Consider the following 20,360-nt stretch of genomic DNA (forward strand, 5'->3'; position numbering starts at 1 on the left):
ACTCCGAACTGCGCGCGATCGTCTCGGAATTCTGCGCGGCTAATTCTCGGAATGCTGCGCGCCATCACTTCGGAATGCCGCGCGCGATCAAATCGGAACGGTGCGCGCGATGACCTCGGAATCCGCACGGTAACGTTTGCCGTTGAATTTGTAGTCATGAATGAAGGATTTTCTGCCCAACGCTGTAACGCGCAAACCGAGAGCCGACACCGACCCATTGCGGATCCGACCATCTTGTCCGATAGGATGATCCCAATACGTGATCTGGTCCCTTCCCGCCGGGCAGGTCAGAGTTTTCACAATAGAATCTTCTAAAAATAGATTTGGCATTTCATGTCACTTCCATGTCACCGATTTCGATCAAATGTGACATAGAAAGTATAGTAATGACTAATACTAATACTAATACTAATACTAGAAAAATGACGCTTTTATAGGTAGATAGCTAGTTGTAGTGCTTTTGGTATTTCTCCCTTTTGTAGTTCACACGGTAGGGGTCACAGGTTCGAATCCTGTACCGCCCACCAATATTTTCAATGACTTGAATTGAGCGCACTCAATGACGTTCTCGCCATGTCACATTGATGTCACAACATCTCGTGACTGGACGAACGAGGTCGAGGGTCGGATCACGCCGGGCTGCACCTCCAACCGGCACGCTATGCTCGTTGTGAAGGACGAGTTGTATCGCCTGGGGTGGACGCCGAACTTCTCGGACCCTCTCTACCAGCGTCTCTCAAAGATTGCCCTCAGATCTGCATGAGTCCGGAGCGCTTCAAGTAAGACCTCAATGGCCTCGGCGACCAAGTTGTCGTTCCTATCGGAATCTTGGTCACCGGACTTGCCCCCATGGACAAGATTGTTGCGTACACGCCTGACCGCTCCCATGAGTTCGGTCACGTTGGCCGGGGGTGCGACAACCTCCCACCCCAACGTGCTGCCCTGCAGGATTTGGCGGCTCCGTGGATTGGTCATCAGGGTTGGTGCTAAAGCCTTGGCTTTCACGGCAGCAAAGAAGGGCGCCTTCAGATCCTTCGACGCAAACCTGTCCCAGTCCGCTTCGACGACATTCTTGCGACCGGCCTTAGCGAAGCCGCCGTCCTTTTAGCGCATATTCGAATCTGGTGAACGTGCGGAGCAGCTCGTCGCCGCGGGGAGGGAGCCGATTGGCCGCCTTCATATCGATCGTCATCATAATCTAGCGCTCTGTTGAGGGTTAGGACGGCTACTCCAGAAGATTGCGAGGGCAGCGCAGGGCAGGGATCATTCTGGCTCCTCTACAACGAGCGTCGGCTTCAGATCGCCGAACAGATCGACCAGAATTTCCCGCAAGCTGCTGCGGGGCACGAATGCAGCGCCCGGCACTTCATGATGATTCTTGCGTATTGGCCGGACCCCATCCTTGTTGGGTGTCACGCGCCGAGAGTTGGGAAGGTGGTCAAGCGCCGCGAGCGGCTGCCCAGGCGCCCCGCCAAACCAGAAGAACGGGCCCATGCCAAGGTCGGATTCCAGCCGAATCCAGATGGCGCAGCCACTGGGCTTCTCAGCCAGGGCACGGGAGAGCGACACTGTGCCGGGCTTCTTCTGCGTGCCGGTTTTGAACTGGATGTGCCGAACAATATTTCCCTTCGCCATAACCAGGTCGTAGCCATGGGCGTCGAATTCCGACCGGAGCACTTCAACATCGTAAACGCCGAGCCGCCACAGCTCGCGAAGAGCGTCCCCAACGAACACGTGCTCGACGATGCGCTCCCGCAGCGTCGAGTAAAGGTAGTTTGATGCGACTGTCGTCATATCCGGTCCACGTCAAGACCGGCGTTCACCAGCCTGCCGGCGATCTTTCGCATCTTGGCAAATTCAGTCCTGTAGGCCGGCGTCAGCCCGACGGCTTCGCAGAACTCTTTGCCGGATACGCCCTCCAGAACCTCGGCGTACTTGATCACCTGAAGGTGGAGCTCGGCGGTATAGCCGTTCGGCGGCGATGTCTCGATCGCAACCTTGATCTTTTTCAGTGCTTCGGCAGGCGTCATAGGCTCACCAATTATTCCGCCACGCTTTCCTCAGACGCCGTCGCATGCTGTTCTATCAGAAGGGATACGCGAAGCAGGGAATCTTTCAGCATTTTGATCGTGTTGCTATCAAGCTTGGAGCGAAGCTTTTGAGCCTGCCACTCTGCAACGGCGTCATAAACGCAATGCCGGAAATAGTTCATGATGCCTTGCTCACCGGAAATCTGCGACACATGCGGATGCTGCATGTTGATGATAACGATGATTTTTCCATCTGAGCCGGCCTCGCAGACCACATAGGGGTCATACGGTCCGATGTCGGTGCTGACGACATATACCCATACTTTTAGGTCCCCAACCGTCGCCTGGATATCAGCCGCTCGACCTGCTTTCACAGGCTCAGCAATCCGCGACAGCGACTCTTTGATTGCCTCCTCGGGAGGCAGCACCTCGATTGAGATTTTGTCGACCATTTCAGGCGACATAAGCTCGTCCCGAAGGCCAGAAATCGCCAGGTCGATCTCGCCTTCGGACGGTCGACGGCCATCCTCCTGGTCCTTCCAGGGTGTCCTCGCAATGTTGATGAGGTCGCTGATCTCCTGTGCCAGTTTCTTCTCGAAAAGCTCCTCTTCATCCCCATACCACTGGATGTTGTCTTTGGTATGGGTCACCTCGAAGTCCTCAAGATGGATCTCGCCTAGCAGTCGCTGGTTGAGCAGATCGTTTCGGTTCATGCCAAAGATGCGTTCGGGCCTCCATGCGTCGGGCCAACCTTTCACGACCCGATCGGCATGCAATATGGAGAAGCCAGTGTCAGCACGTGCACCCTTGTCCAGAACGCCAGCCCAACCATGTGCGATTTTGCCTTCGATATCGAACATGAACTCTCGCTTGTAAGGTTCACCGGCTCGATTGCGTCGCAGTTTCGATTCAAACTCTTCCCATGATAGAAGTTCGTCGTTGTACCAAAGGTCCAACGTGTTATTCCGAAAATCGACCCGGTACATAGACTTCAGGAAGTCCTTAATCTTACCGATTGTACGTCCCTTGAACTCCCGATTGTGCTCCCGTATTTCGATGCGGGTGTAATGTTCGTCAGGGGAAAGTCCGTCAATCGTCTTCGTATCAAGTGTCGGATCGCCTCCTTCGATGCGCTTGACGTCGACTTCGACGGTATATTCCCGCGTATCGCCCAGCTTTTTTGTAGCTATGGACCACCTATTGCCAATCCAGCATGAAGACGTTTTCATCCCCATGCCATAACGACATCTCCCCGTATTGATGGCGGGTGGATTAGCAATCTTGAGCGCATGTTCCAACTCGGCGTAGTCCATGCCCATCGCGTTGTCGACAATCCGGAGTACAGGATCGTTGCCCTGGCGCTCGTAAGTGATTCTAACTTCGAGTTTTTCGCCTTCACGTTCATAGGCTGCGTCTAACGCGTCTTTGTTGTTCGCATAAGACTGTGTGGAATTATCGACGAATTCGGCCAAAGCATACCAAATCTCATAGTTCATCCGCCGATAGCTCGCTATGGCGTTAAGACCGATCTCTATGTTGAATGTCATGTTCCCCCCTCAATTTATGGTCGTTATAGCGTACTGCTGATTTTCCATTCGAACCAATGCATATTTTTTACCTTGCTCGATCGGCATTGTACCTATCGGCGTAACAAAGCACTGGTTGGCGGTGTCGAAACGCTCCCAAAAGGTCATTTGACCATCCACGAGGATTGCGACCTTTTCGCCCGGCTTAAAATCCAGCCGTGCCGGCGATTTTACCGACAAACAACGGGGCACAAGGCCAAAGGAAAGCTCACTCAAGACATCCTGGGAAACCGGGGGCAACTCGCCGTCAATCGCGAATATATGTCTATTGGACTGCTCTGACCGATAGATCTCGAATGTCATCATGTGGGCGCCATACCGACGGATTTCGCGGCCCCATTCGTCATCGTATTTATTTACCAGTACCAGCACCTCCGGGGCTTCGCCCCGGAGCATGTCAGATATTTTCGCAGCATCGAGATCTTTGCTCTTGGAAGCCAGATAGTTCGCGTGTTCCTGGCCGTAGAGGCCTTTTCGCAGGGTGTTGATCTGGGGGATGACATGCCGGTGCAGGTCGTACCTCTTCATTTCAACCTCGACCACCACCCATTCCCGGTAGTCATGGGCTATGATGGCCAAGTCCGCCTTCGCCGACTCGCCGCCTGCATAGACCGTCTTCTTAAAGGGAACGATCCAGGACGCAGCGCGCACGATGGCTGAATTTTGCATGAGCAGGCTCTCGAATTCCGCCTCGGCAAGGGCTGTCGGTGACAATTCCACGAACCATTCGCCACGGTGAAACAGCCTAGGCATCGGCTCGTACCCGACCTTTTTGCCATGTCACCGTCGTGATCCCCTCGAGGTTCGCAGCTTCCGTTTCCAGGCGCTTCCTCTCCTCATCAGTTGAGAAGAGAGTGTAAACAGTGGCGGAGTCTTTCCCTTTAGCTCGACGGAGGATACGCCCCAGGCGCTGGATGCGCTGACGCTGACTGGCCGTGGAGCTGGCTACCACGCCCAAGCTTGCCTCAGGCACGTTCATCCCCTCGTCCAATGCCCGGCAACAGACAAGGACGTCAAAGTGTCCCTTACGAAAAAGCCGAAGGTTGTCTCGCCGAACGTCCGGTCCGATTTCGGCGTGGTATATGGTGGCCCGGTGGCCTCGCTTCAGAAGCGAGGCTAGAATCGTATTGGCTGCAAGGATTCGCTCATGGAAGATGACGGCGCGCTCTCCGCGGTGGGCTTCTATCAGCTTGATCGCCACGGGGATGCGCATCGTGGCGTTCGCAGAGACCGCCGCCCGCTGTTGAAGCAGCCATTTCAGTCTTTCTTCCTGGCCCTCGCCGGGGTTACCCTTGCGCAAGGAGCGTGCGATCGATTTTGAAAGACGCTGATATTGATCCTCTTCGTCGGGCAGCATGTCGACGTGGACATTTGTCAGCGAGAAGGGACTGATCACACCATCCCGGGCGGCGTCTTTGTAGGTGTATTCGTAGATAATCGGCCCCAATTTTGGCGCGACCAGCGCACTGAACCCTTCATCGTACTCTCGCTCGGGGGTTGCTGACAGGCCAAGGGTGGCCGCAAATTCACCTTCCATGGCTCTTGCATTGGCCGGGGAGCCAGCCCTGTGACACTCATCTACGATGAGAAACACGCGGCGGCCCTTTGCAAAGGTCGCACTAAAGCGGCGAGCCGAGTTGATCACCGCGATGATAATCGGCTCATCGCCCGTCGGCCGCTCTTGGCCGCTCAGCAGGCCTATCTGTCGCGGCGAAACATTCAGCTCGTCCTGGAGAGCCAGGCACCACTGATCCAGCAGCGATACCGTCGGGACTACGATTAAAACTTGGCCGTTGGACTCCGATGAAAAGAAATCCAGCATGCAAAGTTGGGCAAATACTGTTTTCCCGCCGCCGGTAACCACCTGTACAATGCCGGCATCATTTTCCTTCCAGCGCTCCAGCGCACCGGTTTGCCATTCGCGGGGTTCATAAGCGAGCTTCCAACTCTTCATTCTGGCTCCTCTTGCTGTCCAGATGTGAAGGCGCGGAAGTGCATTACCATCCTCTGAGGCTGTTCGCTGAGGCCACGAATTTCTTAGACGGCCGATCCTTTTTGTCCGGTGGGATGTGGATCACGGGCCGAAGGCCTGCCCTGAAGCTTTTGAGGCCTTCGCTGCGGTCATCTTTTTTCAGCTTGGAAGCCATGACCTCATTGAGGACGATAGAATAGTCGGGTTTGAACGTGACAAGGCCCCGATCATAGGCACGATGGTGGATTGCACATAGTGCAACCCCGTTTGACGTTTCATCCGTGCTGTCAGCATGAGCAACAGGAAGGATATGGGCTCCGTCAACCAGGCGCAGCTGGGTGCCGCACATGGCGCAACGGTGGCCGTAGGCCCCTAGGATCCTCTTGCTGAAATCGAGAGCCCGCAATGCCTTGCGCGTGGTTACGATTGCATGCTTGCGGGCTGCGGCAACGGCTGCATCGATCTCGGCTTCGTCTACGTCGTCCGGATCTGCGCTCAGCTTCTCGAGGAGGGCGGCCTCGGCAGGCACTGTTCCACTGTCATGTAGGTCATCTAGAAAACGCAGATAAGTGCCCATGAAGTCCGGACGGATGGCTATGGCGGTTTCACCCTTGGCGTTCCGATAGGGAGCAAAGCCGTTCAACAATGCATCTTGTAGAGTAGCGCGTGAGATCTGCATCGAGGGTGAGGCACCCAGTGGAGCGAGGTGCTGACGAATATCCCAGCCGGCGAAAACCTCGGCGTCATCCCACCACCCGAGAATGACCGTCTTAACACCGGCCGGGTTTGTAAGCTGATCGAAGCCAGTCACCTGGATCCGGAATTCATCCGGATTCCGTCCCTTGCCCCCATGGCTTATGTTCCAGATATAGACCCGAACGGCAAAGTTGCTGCCCTCTTTGAAAATCTGAAATGTCGCAGGATGTTCGTCTTTCGATAGAAAAAGCACGCCCCAACCGCCTATCTTGGGCGCTTCGACAAAACGGGCGACGAGATCCGGTTTATTGAGGCGGGCCATGGCTATTCGTCCAGCGCTCGAGCTGCGATGGAAGGTGTCTCGGGCGCCATTGAGCCGCCTGTCGACCGCTGGGGCTTCTTGCCAGTGGTCGCCGGACGTTTGCGGCCACCTTCTGGGTCAAGCGGGATCGGATCGGGACCGTTCCAAAGCAGGCCAGGGCGGGGAATCTTGTAAAAACCCTCCTCGTCCTTGGCGATAGCTCGCTCGGTTGCCGGGTTTGAGAAGCGGCCAATGGCGCCGTCCAGGTACTCCTCCACCAATTCCGCGCAGACCCAGCGTCTGCCCAGCCGCTCCGCGACTTCGCCGGTGATACAGCTGCCGCCGAACGGGTCGAAAACGGAGTCGCCGGGATCGGTCAACATACGGATGAAGTATTCCGGCAAGTCGGCCGGAAACCGGGCAGGGTGCGCCTTGATGCCCTTGTCCTGGCAGTAGCGCATGTACGCGCTATTGCTCTCGGTGTTGGGGATGGCCAGGAGATTCGGCGGAATGGCCGCCCCGTTGTTTACCGAAAACTTGTCGCTGATATCGTGCCCCGATGGCCGCAGCTTTGCCTTGTAGCCATTGGTTAGCAGCAGTTCCATGCTCGGGCTATAGGGTTGCAACACGCGCCGATTGTTGGCGCGCGGCCACTCGGTTTTCGACAGCCACCATACCGTGTTGATGGCATCCTTGACCCGAATGCGTCGGACATTCACCCATTCGGCCGGGGTCGGTAGCTTGGATGGGTTCCACCAATAGAATTCCTGCGCCAGGTGGAAGCCGTACTCCTCGCACAGCATGATCAGCAGTTTGAAATGATACAGGCTGCGCACTGGGGCACCAGGCTTCCAGGCTCCCCCGAGGTCAATCACCAGGCTCCCGCTGTCCTTGAGGATGCGATGAAACTGCTTCGCAAAATCGCGAAACCAGTTCAGGTAGGCGTCTTCCTGCTCGTTCCCGTACTCCTTTTTCCGGGTCAGCGCGAAAGGCGGGCTGGTGACGATAAGGTCGACGGTCGACGCCTTCGTCGCCTTCATCACGTCGAGGCTGTCGGCGTGGAAGATGCGTCCCAGCTTGGTCGTAAGGAAGAGGGGCAGGGGCTTTACTTTTTTCATTGCTATACAGCCCCCAAGTCGATTTTTTTCAATGCCATGGCGTATTCTGCCTCACGGCGGAATGCGTCGATTAGGTAGGCCGGACTTGCCGTCACGGCCTCAAGGTCGGCCCGGTCGATCATGACGATCGCCAGATTGGAATCGCTCATGATTTTGTTGGCGTAGCGCCGCGCTTCGGAACCGATCTCACCTGTCGTGACGATCACGATGACGGTGCTCTTGAGGAAGTGCGTCAGCCCGACTTCCTTCGCCACGTCATCCAGCGCCACCCGCGCGGTGTTCTTGCACTGGACCTGCCAGCGCGAATAGACCAGCCGTGCTGACTGGAAAATCAGATCAACCTCAGCGCCGCCCGTGGCACTAGCGCGCAGCCGGGTTGCCACGTAGTCCATGGCGAGGTTGCGCATCAATTTGAAGGCGAGGGCCTCGAGGCCGAGCCCGGAAACGTAGCGATCCTCCGATTTTATTTCCTCGAGGATCTCAGCCAATGGCTTGGTGAGCAGGCTGAGCAGCTTCGGATCGACTTGGTCTTTCAGCTGGTCGAGGAGGGGACCGATAATCTCGGCGTCGACCTTGGCCGTGGGCGCGACCAGAAACGGCTTTGCTCCCCGTCCGGTCGTGGTTTTCGTCGCCTCGATGTAGCCGGCGGCGCTCAAGGCGTTGAGGACATCCTTGGGCAAGCTTTTGTCCGGGAATCGCACGCCATAGGTGGCTGAGGCCAGTTTCACGATCTCGTTGGCCGGTTGCGGCTCGGCTATGCCCGTGTTGGCTAGGGCGAGCAGAAACGCTCGTTGCTGAGGGGTAAATTTGGCCAGTGTCGGATAATCTTCAGGGTCGGTTCCTAGGACGGCCCGCAAGCGGATCGTGTTCACCTGCCAGCGGTTGCCGACGATCACACCCGCCTTGGCAAGCCACAGGCGCATCATGCTGGGATGCTTGCCGCCACGGGGGAACAGCACACCGCGTTCTTCCAATGAATGACGCAGCGTATCCAGCGTAATTTCCTCGCCGGCGGCCACCATGTCCTGGAGGCATTGGACAAGGGTCATGCCCTTCAAATTGAGAAGGATATGTTTGGCGAGCGCCTCATAGAGCGCCTGCTCGTCGCCACGAAGGTCAAAAAGCTCCTGACCAAAGGGCGTAAACCGCGCCTGCCGATCGATCAGGCCGTAGGCGATCATGCCGAGCTTGCAGTTGTTGGCGAGCTTGCCGCGGTTGTACTCGCCGTCCTGGTCTGGCTCAGGCTGAGCGGAATGCTTGGAAAAATAGGTCGCCATGACTTCGGCTTCCAAGGCGTGAAAGTCACCCTGGTGACGGTTCACGATCTCCAGCAGCTCTGGTAGGTGGATTTGCGACGGTGAAAATTCGCTGCCGAACGGGAGGTCGCTGCGCTGGATAGCCATTATTTCCGGCTTTCCATGCGTCCTGCAGGCCTCCTGGGTGCAGACATCGGTGAAGACGATCGGCCCAAATAGTCCTGTACCGCTCGGCGAATGACCCACGCAGCTGACACGTCATTGCGCTTGGCCCTGGCACAGACCTCCTTATAGTCTTCCTCTTCCAGCGTAACGGTGAGTCGTGCCGGATGCTTGTCGGTTCTAGGCCGCCCCATGTGATTCGCCTCGGTGTTTTCTTCACCACGTTATCACGGGAACGAAAGAGGAATAGCTGCGTCGGGATATTCGTGCACAAGGAACAGGCACCAATGCATCCCACGTGTGTCCTAGCGCGGCAGGATTTGAGGGTCAGATCATGCGGCGCTATCGCGAGGACCAGTTCGTTTGCAATCTCTGCTTCGGTGACGAGGAGATTCGCGGCTTCATCGAATGGGCCGCCATACGCAAGCGCTGTTCATTTTGCGGCAGGCGCGGTCATCGCGAGATTGCCGCACCGCTGGACGATGTCGTCGATTTGATCGAACGAGGCATCTCAGAACATCTACGACAACCCCGACAACGCCGGAGTCCCTTGGGAGTCTGCGGAAGGGGGGTACCAACTCCCAACCTACACTACCTACGAACTGCTGTCGGATATGATTGGGCTTGATTTACCGCGAGACAGCGACGGCACGCTCCTGAACGCGATCGTCGATGGCATCGACAACGAGCTCTGGTCAGAAGCCCACCCTTTTTCGCTCACACCAGAGCAGCGCCTATCAATCAGTTGGGAACAGTTCTGTGAGTACGTTAAATTTAAGCGGCGCTACTTTTTTTGAGTGAGCGACGCTATCCTACCGGCGAGCTTTACGAGCCCGCTCAGGTTCTCGAAATGATCTTCGAGTATGCGCAGGACGCCCGGCTGTTTGTGACCCTGCCGTCCGGCACAATGCTGACGAGGGCTCGGCACCAGGCCAAAAAAGGGCAGTTCAGAACTGCGGCAGATCTGGGACCCCCTCCCAAGACCTTGGCAAAGGCAAATCGCATGAGCCCGCCCGGCATCGTTGTGTTCTATGCTTCCGAGGAGAGCGCTACGGCCTTGGCGGAGGTCGCGGACCAAGCTGGGACATTTGCCGTTGGGGTCTTCGAAACTCTGCGGGATGCAACGATCCTCGACCTGACCAACCTTCCGCCCGTGCCCTCGATCTTCTGGGAAATTCCCGACTCTATGGAATATGATCCGCGCCCGCGTCGACGGTTCCTTCAAGAAGTCGAAAGCGATATCTCTCGCCCGATCGCTCGCGACGATAAAATCCATATTGAATACGTTCCCACCCAAATCGTGGCGGAATATCTGCGGACCGTCAAAACCGTTGACGGTCGCCAGGTTGACGGTGTTCGCTATCGAAGCACACGCCGCGCCGGCGGAAGCTCCATCGTCCTGTTCGCGGACCAAGATAATGTCGTCCTTCCGCCAGAGCTTCGCGGGGACTACTACGGCCTGAAGCAAGATAGGTGGCTAGAGCTTCGCAAGGTGTCGAATCGCGCCGTGTCGAAGGATCGGGTCGCGGATTGGGCTCTGAATGCACCGAGATGGTGATTTTGGGCGCTGCCGCATGACGGGCCGAGGTCGTGCAGAGCAGAGAGTCTGGGTGCAATGAGTTACACAAATTCTTGCACACCAGAACCGGATATGCCATAAATCGTTTGTAAATCAACGAGATGAAAGAAGGCTATTCGGTCTCCAAATATGCCGATGGGCTGCCGCTCTATCGACAGGAAGCCATCTATGCCCGCGATGGCGTCGAACTCAGCCGCGCGCTGATGGCGCAATGGATGGGTAAGGTCGGCTTCGAGCTTCAACCGCTGGCCGATCATGTATTGGAGCGCATCCGCCAAGCTGAAAGGATGTTTGCGGACGAGACGTCGTTACCGACCCTTGCGCCGGGCAGCGGCAAAGTCCGGAAGGCATGGTTATGGGCATACGCCCGCGATGATCGGCCGTTTGGCGGGACAGCGCCGCCCATGGTGGCGTATCACTTCGAAGACAGTCGCGGCAGCGAGTGTGTCGCACGGCACGTCGCGGGCTTCACCGGCATTCTGCAGGTTGACGGATACTCCGCCTACACCAAGCTCGACAAGGCAAGTGCCGGCACCAATGATGCAATGACGCTCGCAGGATGCTGGGCGCATCTACGCCGGCGCTTCTATGAGTTGCACATCAGCGGTGCTTCGCGTCTGGCGTCACAGACGGTCGCGACGATGGCCGGCTTGTGGAAGGTAGAGGATGAAATCCGGGGCCATAGTCCGGCGGCTCGCATGGCTGCACGCCAGGATCGGTCCGCGGCGATCGTTGCCCACCTGTTCAGGCTATGGGAAAAGGAATTGCCTCGCATCTCCGGAAAGTCAAAACTGGCCGAGGCGATCCGGTATGCAACATCACGTCGCGCGGTGCTCGAACACTTCCTCATCGACGGGCGGGCCGAAATCGACTCCAATATCGTCGAGCGCGACATCAGGCCGCAAACAATAATCAGAAAAAACAGTCTCTTCGCTGGCTCCGAGGGCGGGGGACGCGTTTGGGCGACCATAGCCACCATGTTGCAGACGGCAAAAATGAACGGCGTCGATCCACTCGTCTGGCTCCAGCAAACCCTTGAGCGCATCGCCAAGGGCTGGACAATCTCCCGCATCGATCAGCTCATGCCGTGGAACTTCAATCCGGCTACGCTATGAGCTAACCGCTTACCGTTCAGTGTTGTCCGATGCCCGACAATGTCGGGTACGCAACGTAGCAGAATCTGATCTATGAGTTGTTTTTAGATGCTTTTTTGTTTTGGCACGCTACATGCTAGGCTATCGGCAAAACGCGTTCGGACTGAGGAGAAGTCGTCTCATGGCCGCGAAAAGCCGCTGAATTACGCCACCTCCCAAGGCGTACCCGGCCCGGCAGCGAGCTCAGTCTCCTGCCGGGCATCCGGTTTCAGGGTGTATGTGCTCCTGGTGTTCAGAAGTTGAAGTTGGGCGGCGGCAATGTCCGGCTGAAGAGGATTGCGGCGGATGGAATATGAGAAGGCAATCTCCAACCGTCTCGAGAGGGATTTCCGACGGCATCAAGAAGCGCCGGATAGACTCAGCGCCCAGGGGCGAGGAACTCGTCGTCGAGGAGCTTTTGTCCGACGATGCGATGGTGGCATCGGGATAACATCGCCGGCATGAGCGACCAAAGCCGGCGTCTGTTCGACGGGATGATCGCGTCGGCGCCGTCCGTGAGCTGGCGCGAGATCTCCATGTCCATCACCGCATGAGCAGATCCACCACGAGAACTCCTGCGCCCAATCAGACGCGACGCTCGGCTGCTATTTGTCCGTCGCTGCTGAGATACCCCGCTCGGATCGGAGGGGGCGCCCTCGTCACCGAATTCCCAACCGATCGGATCCTGACGGAGACAGATGGCCCCTTGCCGCAGCGCGTTTGCGGAGAGCCTTGCATGTGTCGTGCCAAATGAGAAAATCGTTTCAGAACAATGCGACGGCGCCGATAGCGCTTATGTCTCATGTCCGACATCGTCGAAGATCCGACAACGACTGCAACCGTAGGCGTCGCCATGGCGCCAGCTAGCGCCACCGTCGACGAAAATATCTGCACCAGGTCTTGCGGGCGGCCAATCTCGCGCGTGGCGGTGCGGCGGGAAACTGCGCAAGGTAACTTTCCATGGCTTTTCACTGCCAGCGAGCCGGTCAGCCGCGAAACGCTCGCCCAGCATCGTCGACAAGAACTGCAGCATCGATCTTCTCATCGATGACATTCGCGAGGAGTTGCGCGTTCGCCCGACGATCTGGGCGCTGTCGCCAGCGGCTGGAGCGAGGAGAAGGTTTTCTGCAGCTTTTGCCGACGGCGCTCTTGGCCCAAGTCTCAAAACATCTCCGCCAGCGGGCCCTGCCGGAGTGTGGCCGGCGGGGAAGGGCCTGAACGGCAGCTCGCCGAGCGAGCTCGCGCAACAGATCGAGCAGTCTTCGTGACGGAAATCACGTGGCATACGGCATCGGAAAGAGGACGTTCACCCCGAAAAATCACGGTGACCGATCATGCCAGCTACCCGGGCTGTTCAGCCCCGAGGAGATCGCGAAGAAACGATCAGCGAAGCGTCTCCGCTCGTTGGCGAGATCCGAAGGCTGCCGCGTAATTCTGTCTCCGGTGGCCGACACGACCGGTAGCGGATCATCTTGCGATCCGCGCCGACAATGGAACAGGCGTGCCGTTCCTACAGGCCCATGACGGCCTGCAGATGCACGACGGCTTCGCGCTTGGCGGCGGGCCCTACCATTAATGGGATGGTCCCCCCGTTTTCCTCGCTCATCATGAGGAGGTCAGATCAATGGAGGGAAGTAGATGACGCATCGCAATTTGCCGCGATCCGCAGCTGTCTATGGAATCGATGTTGGCAAGAACATCTTCCACGTCGTTGGCCTGAGCTGCGACGGCAAGCCTGTTCAGAAAGCTCGCTTTCGACGAGACACCCCTTCTGCAGTTCTTTACACGCGCAGATCCCCTCGTTCAGGTCACCCGCACACACGGTCTGGCTGGTGTCGGCGAGAAGAGACGCCGCTCCAGCCAGCTCTATCAACAGAAGCCGACATCAGTCCCTGAGTCGGGCTTGCAATGCCTGCCGATTGACGACGAGGTTGTGGAGGTTCAGCAGGCCTGGCTGCCATCTCTGCAATCGCCTAACCAGCGCCCGCGTGCCGTCCACCACAAAGACGCCGCAATCATAACCGTTCCGCTGCTGGGCCATGCCGGGAGACTCCACACCGGCGCCCAGCCTTGCTGCGAGCTCTGCTGCAGGCTTGTCATTGTATCCCCTGTTGGAGTCGTAGTGATAAGCAACCGGCCTTTCCCGGTCGCTGCGATCAACCAACAGCAGCGACCAATGGCTGCCGCGGCGACTAGGATCCGTAGCACTGGCGTCGTTCACTGGCACAAACAGGAAGTCGGCTGTATCGTTACCGTTCCGACTATGCACGATGCGCTGGAATGCGCTTAGCGTGACGCTCTCGGGGCCCAAGCGCAGATGATAATTGGCTACGAGCGGATCCACGAACCGCGTCCGGGCGGCGAGATCTGGATTGTTCCCCTGCAACTCCTGCTCCAGGAGCTCGTAATCCCTCAGGATATGTTCGTCGCCCAGCCATTGCCTGGCGCCGAGCACCCGCCCGCTGCGGTCGTGGGACGAGGCTGTAGGATACGAAGCACCGATCTGAGCATCGGAGGATGTGCTCGCAAACACCGGCGCATAATGAGCATCGTCACGCAGCTCGTGCGGTGTGGACGGCAAATCAATCAGAGAGCCAAGCCCGCGGTAGATATCTGACGACGGAGCCCTTGCCGGTGCCGCTAACGCAGCTTCACTCATGGGCCGAAGTCGAGGGTGATGGATGAGCTGAACGTCATTAGGCCCCCGGGTCCCCAAGACGGCGGTGTAGCGCTCACCGCGAATGTCGTAGCTCATGACCCGCTGTTCCGCGTCCGGCAATAGGCCCAAGTGGCTCAAGCTCGAGAGCATCGTTTCCGGGGCGGATTGGGTGCGGTGGGAAAAGTCCTCGGGAGCGGCGAAGGAAACATCAATTGTCTCACCGACTGGGGGGCCGGTCTCCTCAGCCCTCGCGAACGCTGGCACGGCTTGCTCCATCGTCGGTCGAAAGAGCTCTGGCGAGGCGGAATTCTCCGCCCGCAAGCTGGGCTGCGGAGCGAGTGGTCGGTATCTGAGTGGCACCTGCTCGATTGGTAGCAGGTTGCTCCTGTCCAGTGCACCCATAAGCTCGTCTGCGGCCTGCTGGTGGTCGTGGCGCCAGCTCAGGGGACGAAAGGACTCTACGGGATCCGGTGCTTGGTGATGGTGGGCAGTTGGCACGAGAGACGATGGTAGAACAGCGTCTTCATTACCTTCCCCAGGGAGCTTCTCTGGCCAACCGAATGCCTCCTGCGGCGCGCTGTGCTGCGCAGCGGCGTCCCCAATGGGACTAGCCTCCATGCCGACCGCGTCTTGCGGATGAGCAGCAGGGGCAATTTCACGCCCGAGTGCGGCGCGCGGCAGGAACTTTTGGAGATGAACCAGTGCAGCACCGATCGTTGGCTCACCATTGGGCGAGGCCTTATAGCTCTCGACATCTTTATCCAGCGACTTCTCGTAAAGCCGAGCCGCAATCCCCAGCTTGTTGTTTTCACGCAGGTATTGACTGAAACGTTTAAGAGCGGTTGAATAGCCGCCAACAGTATCTGGACTCGGCCCGGTTGCAGGCGCTGCCTCGTACTCTTTGATGAGAGCCGCTCTGTACCTTCTGACGAGCGCCGCGTCGTCAGGATGGGGATTCAGGACAGCGCGGCCCACCATTGGCGCGGCTCCACCTGCCGACTTCTTGAGATGACCCAGTGCGCCAGCCACGGATGAGGAACCACCCTTGCTCTCGTACTCCTTGAGATCCTGAATCAGCGACCGATGGTAAAGCCGAGCAGCAAATCCCGGCCTGTTGTTTTGAAGGAGCCAACGACCAAAGCCGAATAGAGGATTTACATTGCGCGTGACCGTGCTCTCCTTGGCCTTACCCGCGCGGAGTGCTGACCTCAGCCCTTCGATAACGGTCGCATCGCTGGAATAAAGAGGACGTTTGTCGCGACCGTCGGAGACCACTATTGGAGGATCCGGCTGCTCTGCCGAGGGCATCGACCCACCGCCTCCGGCATGCGATGCTGGGGCGTATTCGTGCTCGTCCCCCGGCATCATGAGTTGCGTCTCCCATGCCGATGTACCCACTTGATGGGCGGGATCATGCATTGGTTCGATTTCCTCCATTTCCTCCCGCAACCAAGCCAAAGATTGTCGAACGGCCTGCGCGGCCTCGCCAACCGCGGAGGACGTCTCCTCAGCCTTGGTGAACGCCGGCCCGGCAGGCGCCGGCACAGAATGAGAATGGTCACGCAACTCGAACGGTGCGGGCGGATGATGGCGCGCCGTTGAGTGACCCGGCTGCAGCATCGAGGCACCCAGCATCGGCACACCGCCTCCGGCGTACGGCGCCGCGGAGTGTTCTTGTCCGCTCCCTAGCATCATGGGCTGTGCTTCCCATGGCAATGCACCCACCTGATGGGTGGGGGCCTGCATCGGCACGCGAGCGCCTGAATTGCCGATCTCGCTCAGTTGCGGCTCAGTGGCAACGTCGCCTGGCGGGAGGTTGCTCCTGTCCAGTGCACCCATCAGCTCGTCCAGCGCGCGCTGGTCGCCGTGGTGCCAGTTCAAGTGACGAAAGGGCTCTGCGGGATCCGGTGCTTGGTGATGGTGGGCAGTTGGCACGAGAGACGATGGTAGAACAGCGTCGTCTTCATTACCTTGCCCAGGGAGCTTCTCTGGCCAACCGAATGCCTCCTGCGGCGCGCTGTGCTGCGCAGCGGCGTCCCCAATGGAACGAGCCTCCATGCCGATCGCGTCTTCCGGATGAGCAGCAAGGGCAATTTCGCGTCCGAGCACGGCGCGCGGCAGGACCTTCTGGAGATGGGCCAGTGCGGCACCGAGCTTTTGGTCACCACCGGAGTCCCTATAGCGCCTGACATCTTCATCCAGCGACAGCGACCCCTCGTAAAGCCGAGCCGCAATCTCCTGTTTGTTGTTTTTACGCAGGTACTCACTAAAGCGGGTAAGAGCATGTGCATATCTCCTGGTGGTATTTGACGGGAGATTGTTCGCAAAGGCTGCTGCTTGGTACTTTTGGACGAGTGCTTCGTCGGGATAAGGATCAAGGACAGCTCGGTTTACGATTGGCCGGGCTCCGCTCGCTGTCGCCTTGAGATCAGCTAGTGCCGTAACGACCGACGAAGGACCACCCGTTCTCTCGAACTCCTGGACATCCCAGGTCAGCGACTCGTCGTCAAACCGAGCAGCAATGCCCGGCTTGTTGTTTTCAAAGAGCCAACGAGCCAAGGTGAGAAGATGCTCTCCATTGGATTCGGTGATCGCTTGCTCAAATCCCAAGATAAGGGACGCGTCATCGGAATAAAGAGGGCGCGTGCTGCCAGTTACGCAAACCCCTGTTGACTGGCCCGGCTGCACCGCCGAGGCCATCGGCACACCGCCTCCGGCGTACAGCGCCGCGGCGTGTTCTTGTCCGCTCCCTTGCATCAGGGGCTGCGCTGCCGATGGCAATGCACCCACTTGATGGGTGGCGGCCTGCATCAGCACGCGAGCGCCTGAATTGCCGATCTCGCTCATCTGCGGCTCAGTGGCAACGTCCTGCAGATTGTTCAGGGTCCTCTGCTTCTTCGCTGGTCTCAACTCCGCTGTATCATGCTCACTGTTGATGAGGACCTCCTCGCCTGGTAGCGCGACGTCTGCCTGGATCGCCCTCTCGATGAGGGTCTGGTTGTTTTGAGAGGGATAACTTCGACGTCCGCCACGAGCTGGCCCATCGATGAGGCTCTGGTTGTTTTGACCAGCCGGTGCATTACGCTCGCGATACTTACGAATCGCCTCCAAGGCGGCCCGCATTTGCGTCTTCGGGAACGCGGCGCCAGCGATAGCGACCAACGAATCGTGACCAAGCCCTTCAATCGTCTCGCCCCGAAACCCGAGATAATCCCCCAATTTGCGAAGAGCCCCAGCATAATTCTGCACGGTCTTCGGCTGCAGTTTCCGCCGCGCAGCGTCTGCCTGAACTGCGGCGTCGATGAGGCTCAGGTCTCCCTGAGACAGATGAGGATGGAACGGGTCTGGCAGAGCCGGGACGCCGGGGGCGGGAATTCGGGCAGCGGCCCGGCGCGCCTCGCCCAAGTGCTGCTCAAAGCCCTCTTGCCCGGCCTGTCCCGCTTGCTCTCGCGATACCGCGTGCTGCACCTGCCGCCAAGCTGTTACATTGGATCGGTCAAGTTTGTGCGGGTCCACGCTAGCCTCACGTCCACAGATCAGCTGAGCAACCTACTCGGACAAACTTTCGAGAAGCTGACGAAGTCCGCGATCCCGGAACGCGTAGGCGAGCGGAACGACTTCGTAGATGTTGCAGGTCTCGATCAAGGATTGCGATGCCTCTCGCTGCCGGCACTGGAGCCCCCTTGCAAGGATACGCCGGTCTTGCCCCTCCAGAAGATGAAGGACACGCGCGCCGCGCTGGTCCAGCAATTTGCGACCGCGCATTTCCTACATCCGGCAGCGGCATTCGCGCCGCCGATCCAGAGCGTCACGGCCTGGGTGGCGAAGCACGACGCCGCTAAAGACCGACGGCGACGAGGACACCGCGGGCGAGCCAGAACAGCTGGACGAACTCGATAGCGATCAGTCGGAGACGCACGATGGAAGCGAGGACGAGGAAGGCGCCGGCGAAGTCAAGCCCTCGCAGGAGGAACTGGAAGCCTACGGCGTCGCGGCGGAATCGCCCGCGGTACTTCATTTCTCTTCCGAACGATCCCGCCGCCAGACTGCCGGCGGCGGTCTGTTTCCAGCATCCGAACAAAGAGGCTATCCCCAGGTCCAGTCATCGACATCGTGCCGCTCGGCTCGATCCGCCTCGCTCAAACCGCTCTGCTCCCGCCACACACATTCGTCGCCTGCAGGCCATGGCGGAATGGAAGACCGTGACGGCTGTCAGGCGAAATGAGAAATTGACCCCCACACGAAACGAAGAACTGACCCCTCGTTTTTGAGAGGATCAGTAGATGCACGATGAATTTCCATCGAAGCTCGCGTTGTCGAAAACGGTGCGGGTTGAGGAGATGCGGTCGGGGGAAGAAGTTTCAGCAATGGTGCGACTGCATGGGATTGGCTGGGGAGCGAAACGGATCGCACAGGAGTTCGGTTGCGCGCGCAATACGGTTCGTCGCTACCTTCGTGAAGGCGGTGTGGTGTCGTATCGCCAGCCAGTCCGTCGAACGGCATTTGACGGACTGGACGATTGGCTTCGGGAGCGGTTTTTCCGCCATGAAGGCAATGCAGACGTCATTCGCCAGGAGCTGGCGAGCGAGCATGGGATTGTGATCGGGCTTCGCTCGGTGGAGCTGAGGGTGAAGCGCTGGCGCCGGGAATTGAAGGCGCAGAAGCGGGCAACGATCCGCTTTGAGACGGCTCCCGGTCATCAGATGCAGATCGACTTCGGCGATACGCGTGTCTGGATCGGCGGCGAGCGGGTGCGGGTTCATGTGTTTGTCGCCACGCTTGGCTATTCGCGCCGGATGCATGTCCGGGCCTCGCAGAGACAGCGCCAGGCCGACTGGTTCGAAGGGATGGAAGGCGCTTTCCTGCGGTTTGGCGGCGTTCCTGCGGAAGTCCTGATCGATAATGCGAAGGCGCTTGTCGAACACCATGACGCGGTGACGCGAGAGATGAGGTTCAACGCGCGGCTGCATGCTTTCGCCCGGTACTGGGGCTTCACGCCGCGGGCCTGTGCTCCCTATCGGGCACGCACGAAAGGAAAGGACGAACGCGGCGTCGGCTACGTCAAGAAGAACGCTGTCGCCGGACGCCGGTTCGAGAGCTGGGCGGCGTTCGAGGCGCATCTGGACCGGTGGACACGCGAGATCGCCGACCAGCGAGAACACGGCACCACCGGCGTCGCGCCGGTGGAACGCTTTGGCGATGAAGCTCGTGCGCTTCGCCCCTTGGCTGGCCGTGCCCCGTTTGGTCAGTTGAGGGATCTGGTCCGCAAGGTCCAGGCCGACTGCGCGATCGATCTCGACACGAACAGTTACTCCGTCCCCTGGCGACTAATCGGAGAGAGCGTCCAGGTCGTGGTTCTGGCCGGCCGGGTGATCATCCGTCATGCGGGCCAGGTGGTGGCCGATCACGCATTGTGCCGGGGGCGCCGACAACGGATCGTGGACCGCGCTCATTTTGTCGGGGTTGCCGGCTTCGAAGGGCCAGTGCGCGCAGCTCCAATTGAGGTCGCTCCAGCCACCTTGCTGCGACCGCTCGCGGAATACGAGGCGGTTGTCGGAGGGGCCTGGTGATGACGACCGTTGATCATGACGTGCTCATCGCAACGCTCGATCGGCTGAAGCTGACGGCAATCCGTGACCAGCTCGACACGTTGCTGGACGAAGCTGCCCGTTCGAAGATGAACTTGCGGGAAGCATTGGCCTTCCTGGTGTCGCGCGAGATCGCCCGGCGCGACGAGCGGCGGGACTGTCAGGATTTCCGTGTACGGGCGGGCATAATGGGTAAAAAGGAATCCCACTATGTCCCGACGCAAAGAGCCTGCGATACCGAACGAGCTTCTCGACCAGCTATTGGCGGGTGGTGCTGCCA

The 20,360-nt window shown here is 58.7% G+C and carries 16 protein-coding genes and 4 pseudogenes; 6 read left to right on the forward strand and 14 right to left on the reverse strand.

The window, feature by feature from the left end:
- Positions 1–1,263 precede the first annotated feature (1,263 nt).
- Genes JQK88_RS34350 through JQK88_RS37080 form a run of 9 tightly spaced genes read right to left on the reverse strand, consistent with a single transcriptional unit; the run spans position 1,264 to position 9,315 of the window.
- A complete protein-coding gene (locus JQK88_RS34350; RefSeq protein ID WP_203280978.1) occupies positions 1,264–1,794 on the reverse strand; it encodes a hypothetical protein in 531 nt (176 codons plus the stop codon).
- The gene (locus tag JQK88_RS34355; protein ID WP_203280979.1) at positions 1,791–2,030 is read right to left on the reverse strand and encodes an HTH-like domain-containing protein; all 240 of its coding nucleotides are present in this window, start codon (positions 2,028–2,030) and stop codon (positions 1,791–1,793) included. The genes JQK88_RS34350 and JQK88_RS34355 overlap by 4 nt, the downstream gene beginning before the upstream one ends.
- An 11-nt stretch (positions 2,031–2,041) precedes the next feature.
- A complete protein-coding gene (locus JQK88_RS34360; RefSeq protein ID WP_203280980.1) occupies positions 2,042–3,577 on the reverse strand; it encodes an ATP-binding protein in 1,536 nt (511 codons plus the stop codon).
- Positions 3,578–3,586: 9 nt separating this feature from the next.
- Positions 3,587–4,369, reverse strand: a complete 783-nt coding sequence (locus tag JQK88_RS34365; RefSeq protein WP_203280981.1) for a hypothetical protein — start codon at positions 4,367–4,369, stop codon at positions 3,587–3,589.
- Positions 4,362–5,570 (reverse strand): DEAD/DEAH box helicase, encoded by a 1,209-nt coding sequence (locus JQK88_RS34370; protein ID WP_203280983.1) that lies wholly within the window; start codon positions 5,568–5,570, stop codon positions 4,362–4,364. Before JQK88_RS34370 ends, JQK88_RS34365 begins: the two co-directional genes overlap by 8 nt.
- A gap of 43 nt (positions 5,571–5,613) precedes the next feature.
- Complete coding sequence (locus tag JQK88_RS34375; protein ID WP_203280985.1) at positions 5,614–6,606, reverse strand: HNH endonuclease; 993 nt, start codon at positions 6,604–6,606, stop codon at positions 5,614–5,616.
- Positions 6,607–6,608: 2 nt separating this feature from the next.
- Complete coding sequence (locus tag JQK88_RS34380; RefSeq protein ID WP_203280986.1) at positions 6,609–7,703, reverse strand: DNA-methyltransferase; 1,095 nt, start codon at positions 7,701–7,703, stop codon at positions 6,609–6,611.
- A gap of 2 nt (positions 7,704–7,705) precedes the next feature.
- Positions 7,706–9,106: a restriction endonuclease gene (locus JQK88_RS34385; protein WP_203280987.1), complete on the reverse strand. Its 1,401-nt coding sequence runs from the start codon at positions 9,104–9,106 to the stop codon at positions 7,706–7,708.
- Positions 9,106–9,315, reverse strand: a complete 210-nt coding sequence (locus tag JQK88_RS37080) for a ribbon-helix-helix domain-containing protein (RefSeq protein ID WP_203280988.1) — start codon at positions 9,313–9,315, stop codon at positions 9,106–9,108. Before JQK88_RS37080 ends, JQK88_RS34385 begins: the two co-directional genes overlap by 1 nt.
- Positions 9,316–9,639: 324 nt before the next feature.
- Between JQK88_RS37080 and JQK88_RS37710 the strand changes: the two genes are divergently transcribed.
- From JQK88_RS37710 to tnpC, 3 genes and pseudogenes are all read left to right on the forward strand, one after another.
- Positions 9,640–9,918: a HEPN-associated N-terminal domain-containing protein gene (locus JQK88_RS37710; RefSeq protein ID WP_203280994.1), complete on the forward strand. Its 279-nt coding sequence runs from the start codon at positions 9,640–9,642 to the stop codon at positions 9,916–9,918.
- Between the two features lie 53 nt (positions 9,919–9,971).
- Positions 9,972–10,679: an RES family NAD+ phosphorylase gene (locus JQK88_RS34400; protein WP_203280989.1), complete on the forward strand. Its 708-nt coding sequence runs from the start codon at positions 9,972–9,974 to the stop codon at positions 10,677–10,679.
- Positions 10,680–10,816: 137 nt separating this feature from the next.
- Positions 10,817–11,815, forward strand: a pseudogene (gene tnpC / locus JQK88_RS34405) (IS66 family transposase); the annotation flags it as partial.
- Positions 11,816–12,212: 397 nt separating this feature from the next.
- Here tnpC and JQK88_RS34410 read toward each other — a convergent pair.
- The 3 genes and pseudogenes from JQK88_RS34410 to JQK88_RS34420 form a co-directional block, all read right to left on the reverse strand.
- Positions 12,213–12,371, reverse strand: a complete 159-nt coding sequence (locus tag JQK88_RS34410; RefSeq protein WP_203280990.1) for a hypothetical protein — start codon at positions 12,369–12,371, stop codon at positions 12,213–12,215.
- 255 nt (positions 12,372–12,626) lie between these two features.
- Entirely contained in the window at positions 12,627–12,866 is a 240-nt protein-coding gene (locus JQK88_RS37310; RefSeq protein WP_203280991.1) for a hypothetical protein, read from the reverse strand.
- Positions 12,867–13,212: 346 nt separating this feature from the next.
- Positions 13,213–13,406: pseudogene (locus tag JQK88_RS34420) on the reverse strand (IS3 family transposase); the annotation flags it as partial.
- A gap of 65 nt (positions 13,407–13,471) precedes the next feature.
- Here JQK88_RS34420 and JQK88_RS37870 point away from each other — a divergent pair.
- A pseudogene (locus JQK88_RS37870) lies at positions 13,472–13,637 on the forward strand (IS110 family transposase); the annotation flags it as partial.
- Between the two features lie 81 nt (positions 13,638–13,718).
- Here the strand turns inward: JQK88_RS37870 and JQK88_RS34425 are convergent.
- Positions 13,719–18,008, reverse strand: a complete 4,290-nt coding sequence (locus JQK88_RS34425; protein ID WP_312037393.1) for a Ulp1 family isopeptidase — start codon at positions 18,006–18,008, stop codon at positions 13,719–13,721.
- A 322-nt stretch (positions 18,009–18,330) separates the two neighbouring features.
- Positions 18,331–18,510: a hypothetical protein gene (locus JQK88_RS34430; protein WP_203280992.1), complete on the reverse strand. Its 180-nt coding sequence runs from the start codon at positions 18,508–18,510 to the stop codon at positions 18,331–18,333.
- A gap of 265 nt (positions 18,511–18,775) precedes the next feature.
- Here JQK88_RS34430 and istA point away from each other — a divergent pair, with 265 nt between their 5' ends.
- Entirely contained in the window at positions 18,776–20,062 is a 1,287-nt protein-coding gene (istA, locus tag JQK88_RS34435; protein WP_203280993.1) for an IS21 family transposase, read from the forward strand.
- A pseudogene (locus JQK88_RS34440) lies at positions 20,062–20,235 on the forward strand (ATP-binding protein); the annotation flags it as partial. The gene istA and the pseudogene JQK88_RS34440, both read left to right, overlap by 1 nt.
- Positions 20,236–20,360 lie beyond the last annotated feature (125 nt).

Origin of the sequence: Mesorhizobium caraganae, assembly GCF_016836705.1 — a bacterium.
Taxonomy (GTDB): domain Bacteria; phylum Pseudomonadota; class Alphaproteobacteria; order Rhizobiales; family Rhizobiaceae; genus Mesorhizobium; species Mesorhizobium caraganae.

Excerpts from the sequence above, each read along its gene's own strand:
- JQK88_RS34370 (WP_203280983.1), bottom strand. The coding sequence starts at position 5,570 with ATGAAGAGTTGGAAGCTCGCTTATGAACCCCGCGAATGGCAAACCGGT.
- JQK88_RS34360 (WP_203280980.1), bottom strand. The coding sequence starts at position 3,577 with ATGACATTCAACATAGAGATCGGTCTTAACGCCATAGCGAGCTATCGG.
- JQK88_RS37310 (WP_203280991.1), bottom strand. The coding sequence starts at position 12,866 with ATGCTGCAGTTCTTGTCGACGATGCTGGGCGAGCGTTTCGCGGCTGAC.
- JQK88_RS37080 (WP_203280988.1), bottom strand. The coding sequence starts at position 9,315 with ATGGGGCGGCCTAGAACCGACAAGCATCCGGCACGACTCACCGTTACG.
- JQK88_RS34375 (WP_203280985.1), bottom strand. The coding sequence starts at position 6,606 with ATGGCCCGCCTCAATAAACCGGATCTCGTCGCCCGTTTTGTCGAAGCG.
- JQK88_RS34400 (WP_203280989.1), top strand. The coding sequence starts at position 9,972 with ATGATCTTCGAGTATGCGCAGGACGCCCGGCTGTTTGTGACCCTGCCG.
- JQK88_RS34365 (WP_203280981.1), bottom strand. The coding sequence starts at position 4,369 with ATGCCTAGGCTGTTTCACCGTGGCGAATGGTTCGTGGAATTGTCACCG.
- JQK88_RS34350 (WP_203280978.1), bottom strand. The coding sequence starts at position 1,794 with ATGACGACAGTCGCATCAAACTACCTTTACTCGACGCTGCGGGAGCGC.
- JQK88_RS34380 (WP_203280986.1), bottom strand. The coding sequence starts at position 7,703 with ATGAAAAAAGTAAAGCCCCTGCCCCTCTTCCTTACGACCAAGCTGGGA.
- istA (WP_203280993.1), top strand. The coding sequence starts at position 18,776 with ATGCACGATGAATTTCCATCGAAGCTCGCGTTGTCGAAAACGGTGCGG.
- JQK88_RS34385 (WP_203280987.1), bottom strand. The coding sequence starts at position 9,106 with ATGGCTATCCAGCGCAGCGACCTCCCGTTCGGCAGCGAATTTTCACCG.
- JQK88_RS34355 (WP_203280979.1), bottom strand. The coding sequence starts at position 2,030 with ATGACGCCTGCCGAAGCACTGAAAAAGATCAAGGTTGCGATCGAGACA.
- JQK88_RS34430 (WP_203280992.1), bottom strand. The coding sequence starts at position 18,510 with ATGAAGTACCGCGGGCGATTCCGCCGCGACGCCGTAGGCTTCCAGTTC.
- JQK88_RS34410 (WP_203280990.1), bottom strand. The coding sequence starts at position 12,371 with ATGGAGATCTCGCGCCAGCTCACGGACGGCGCCGACGCGATCATCCCG.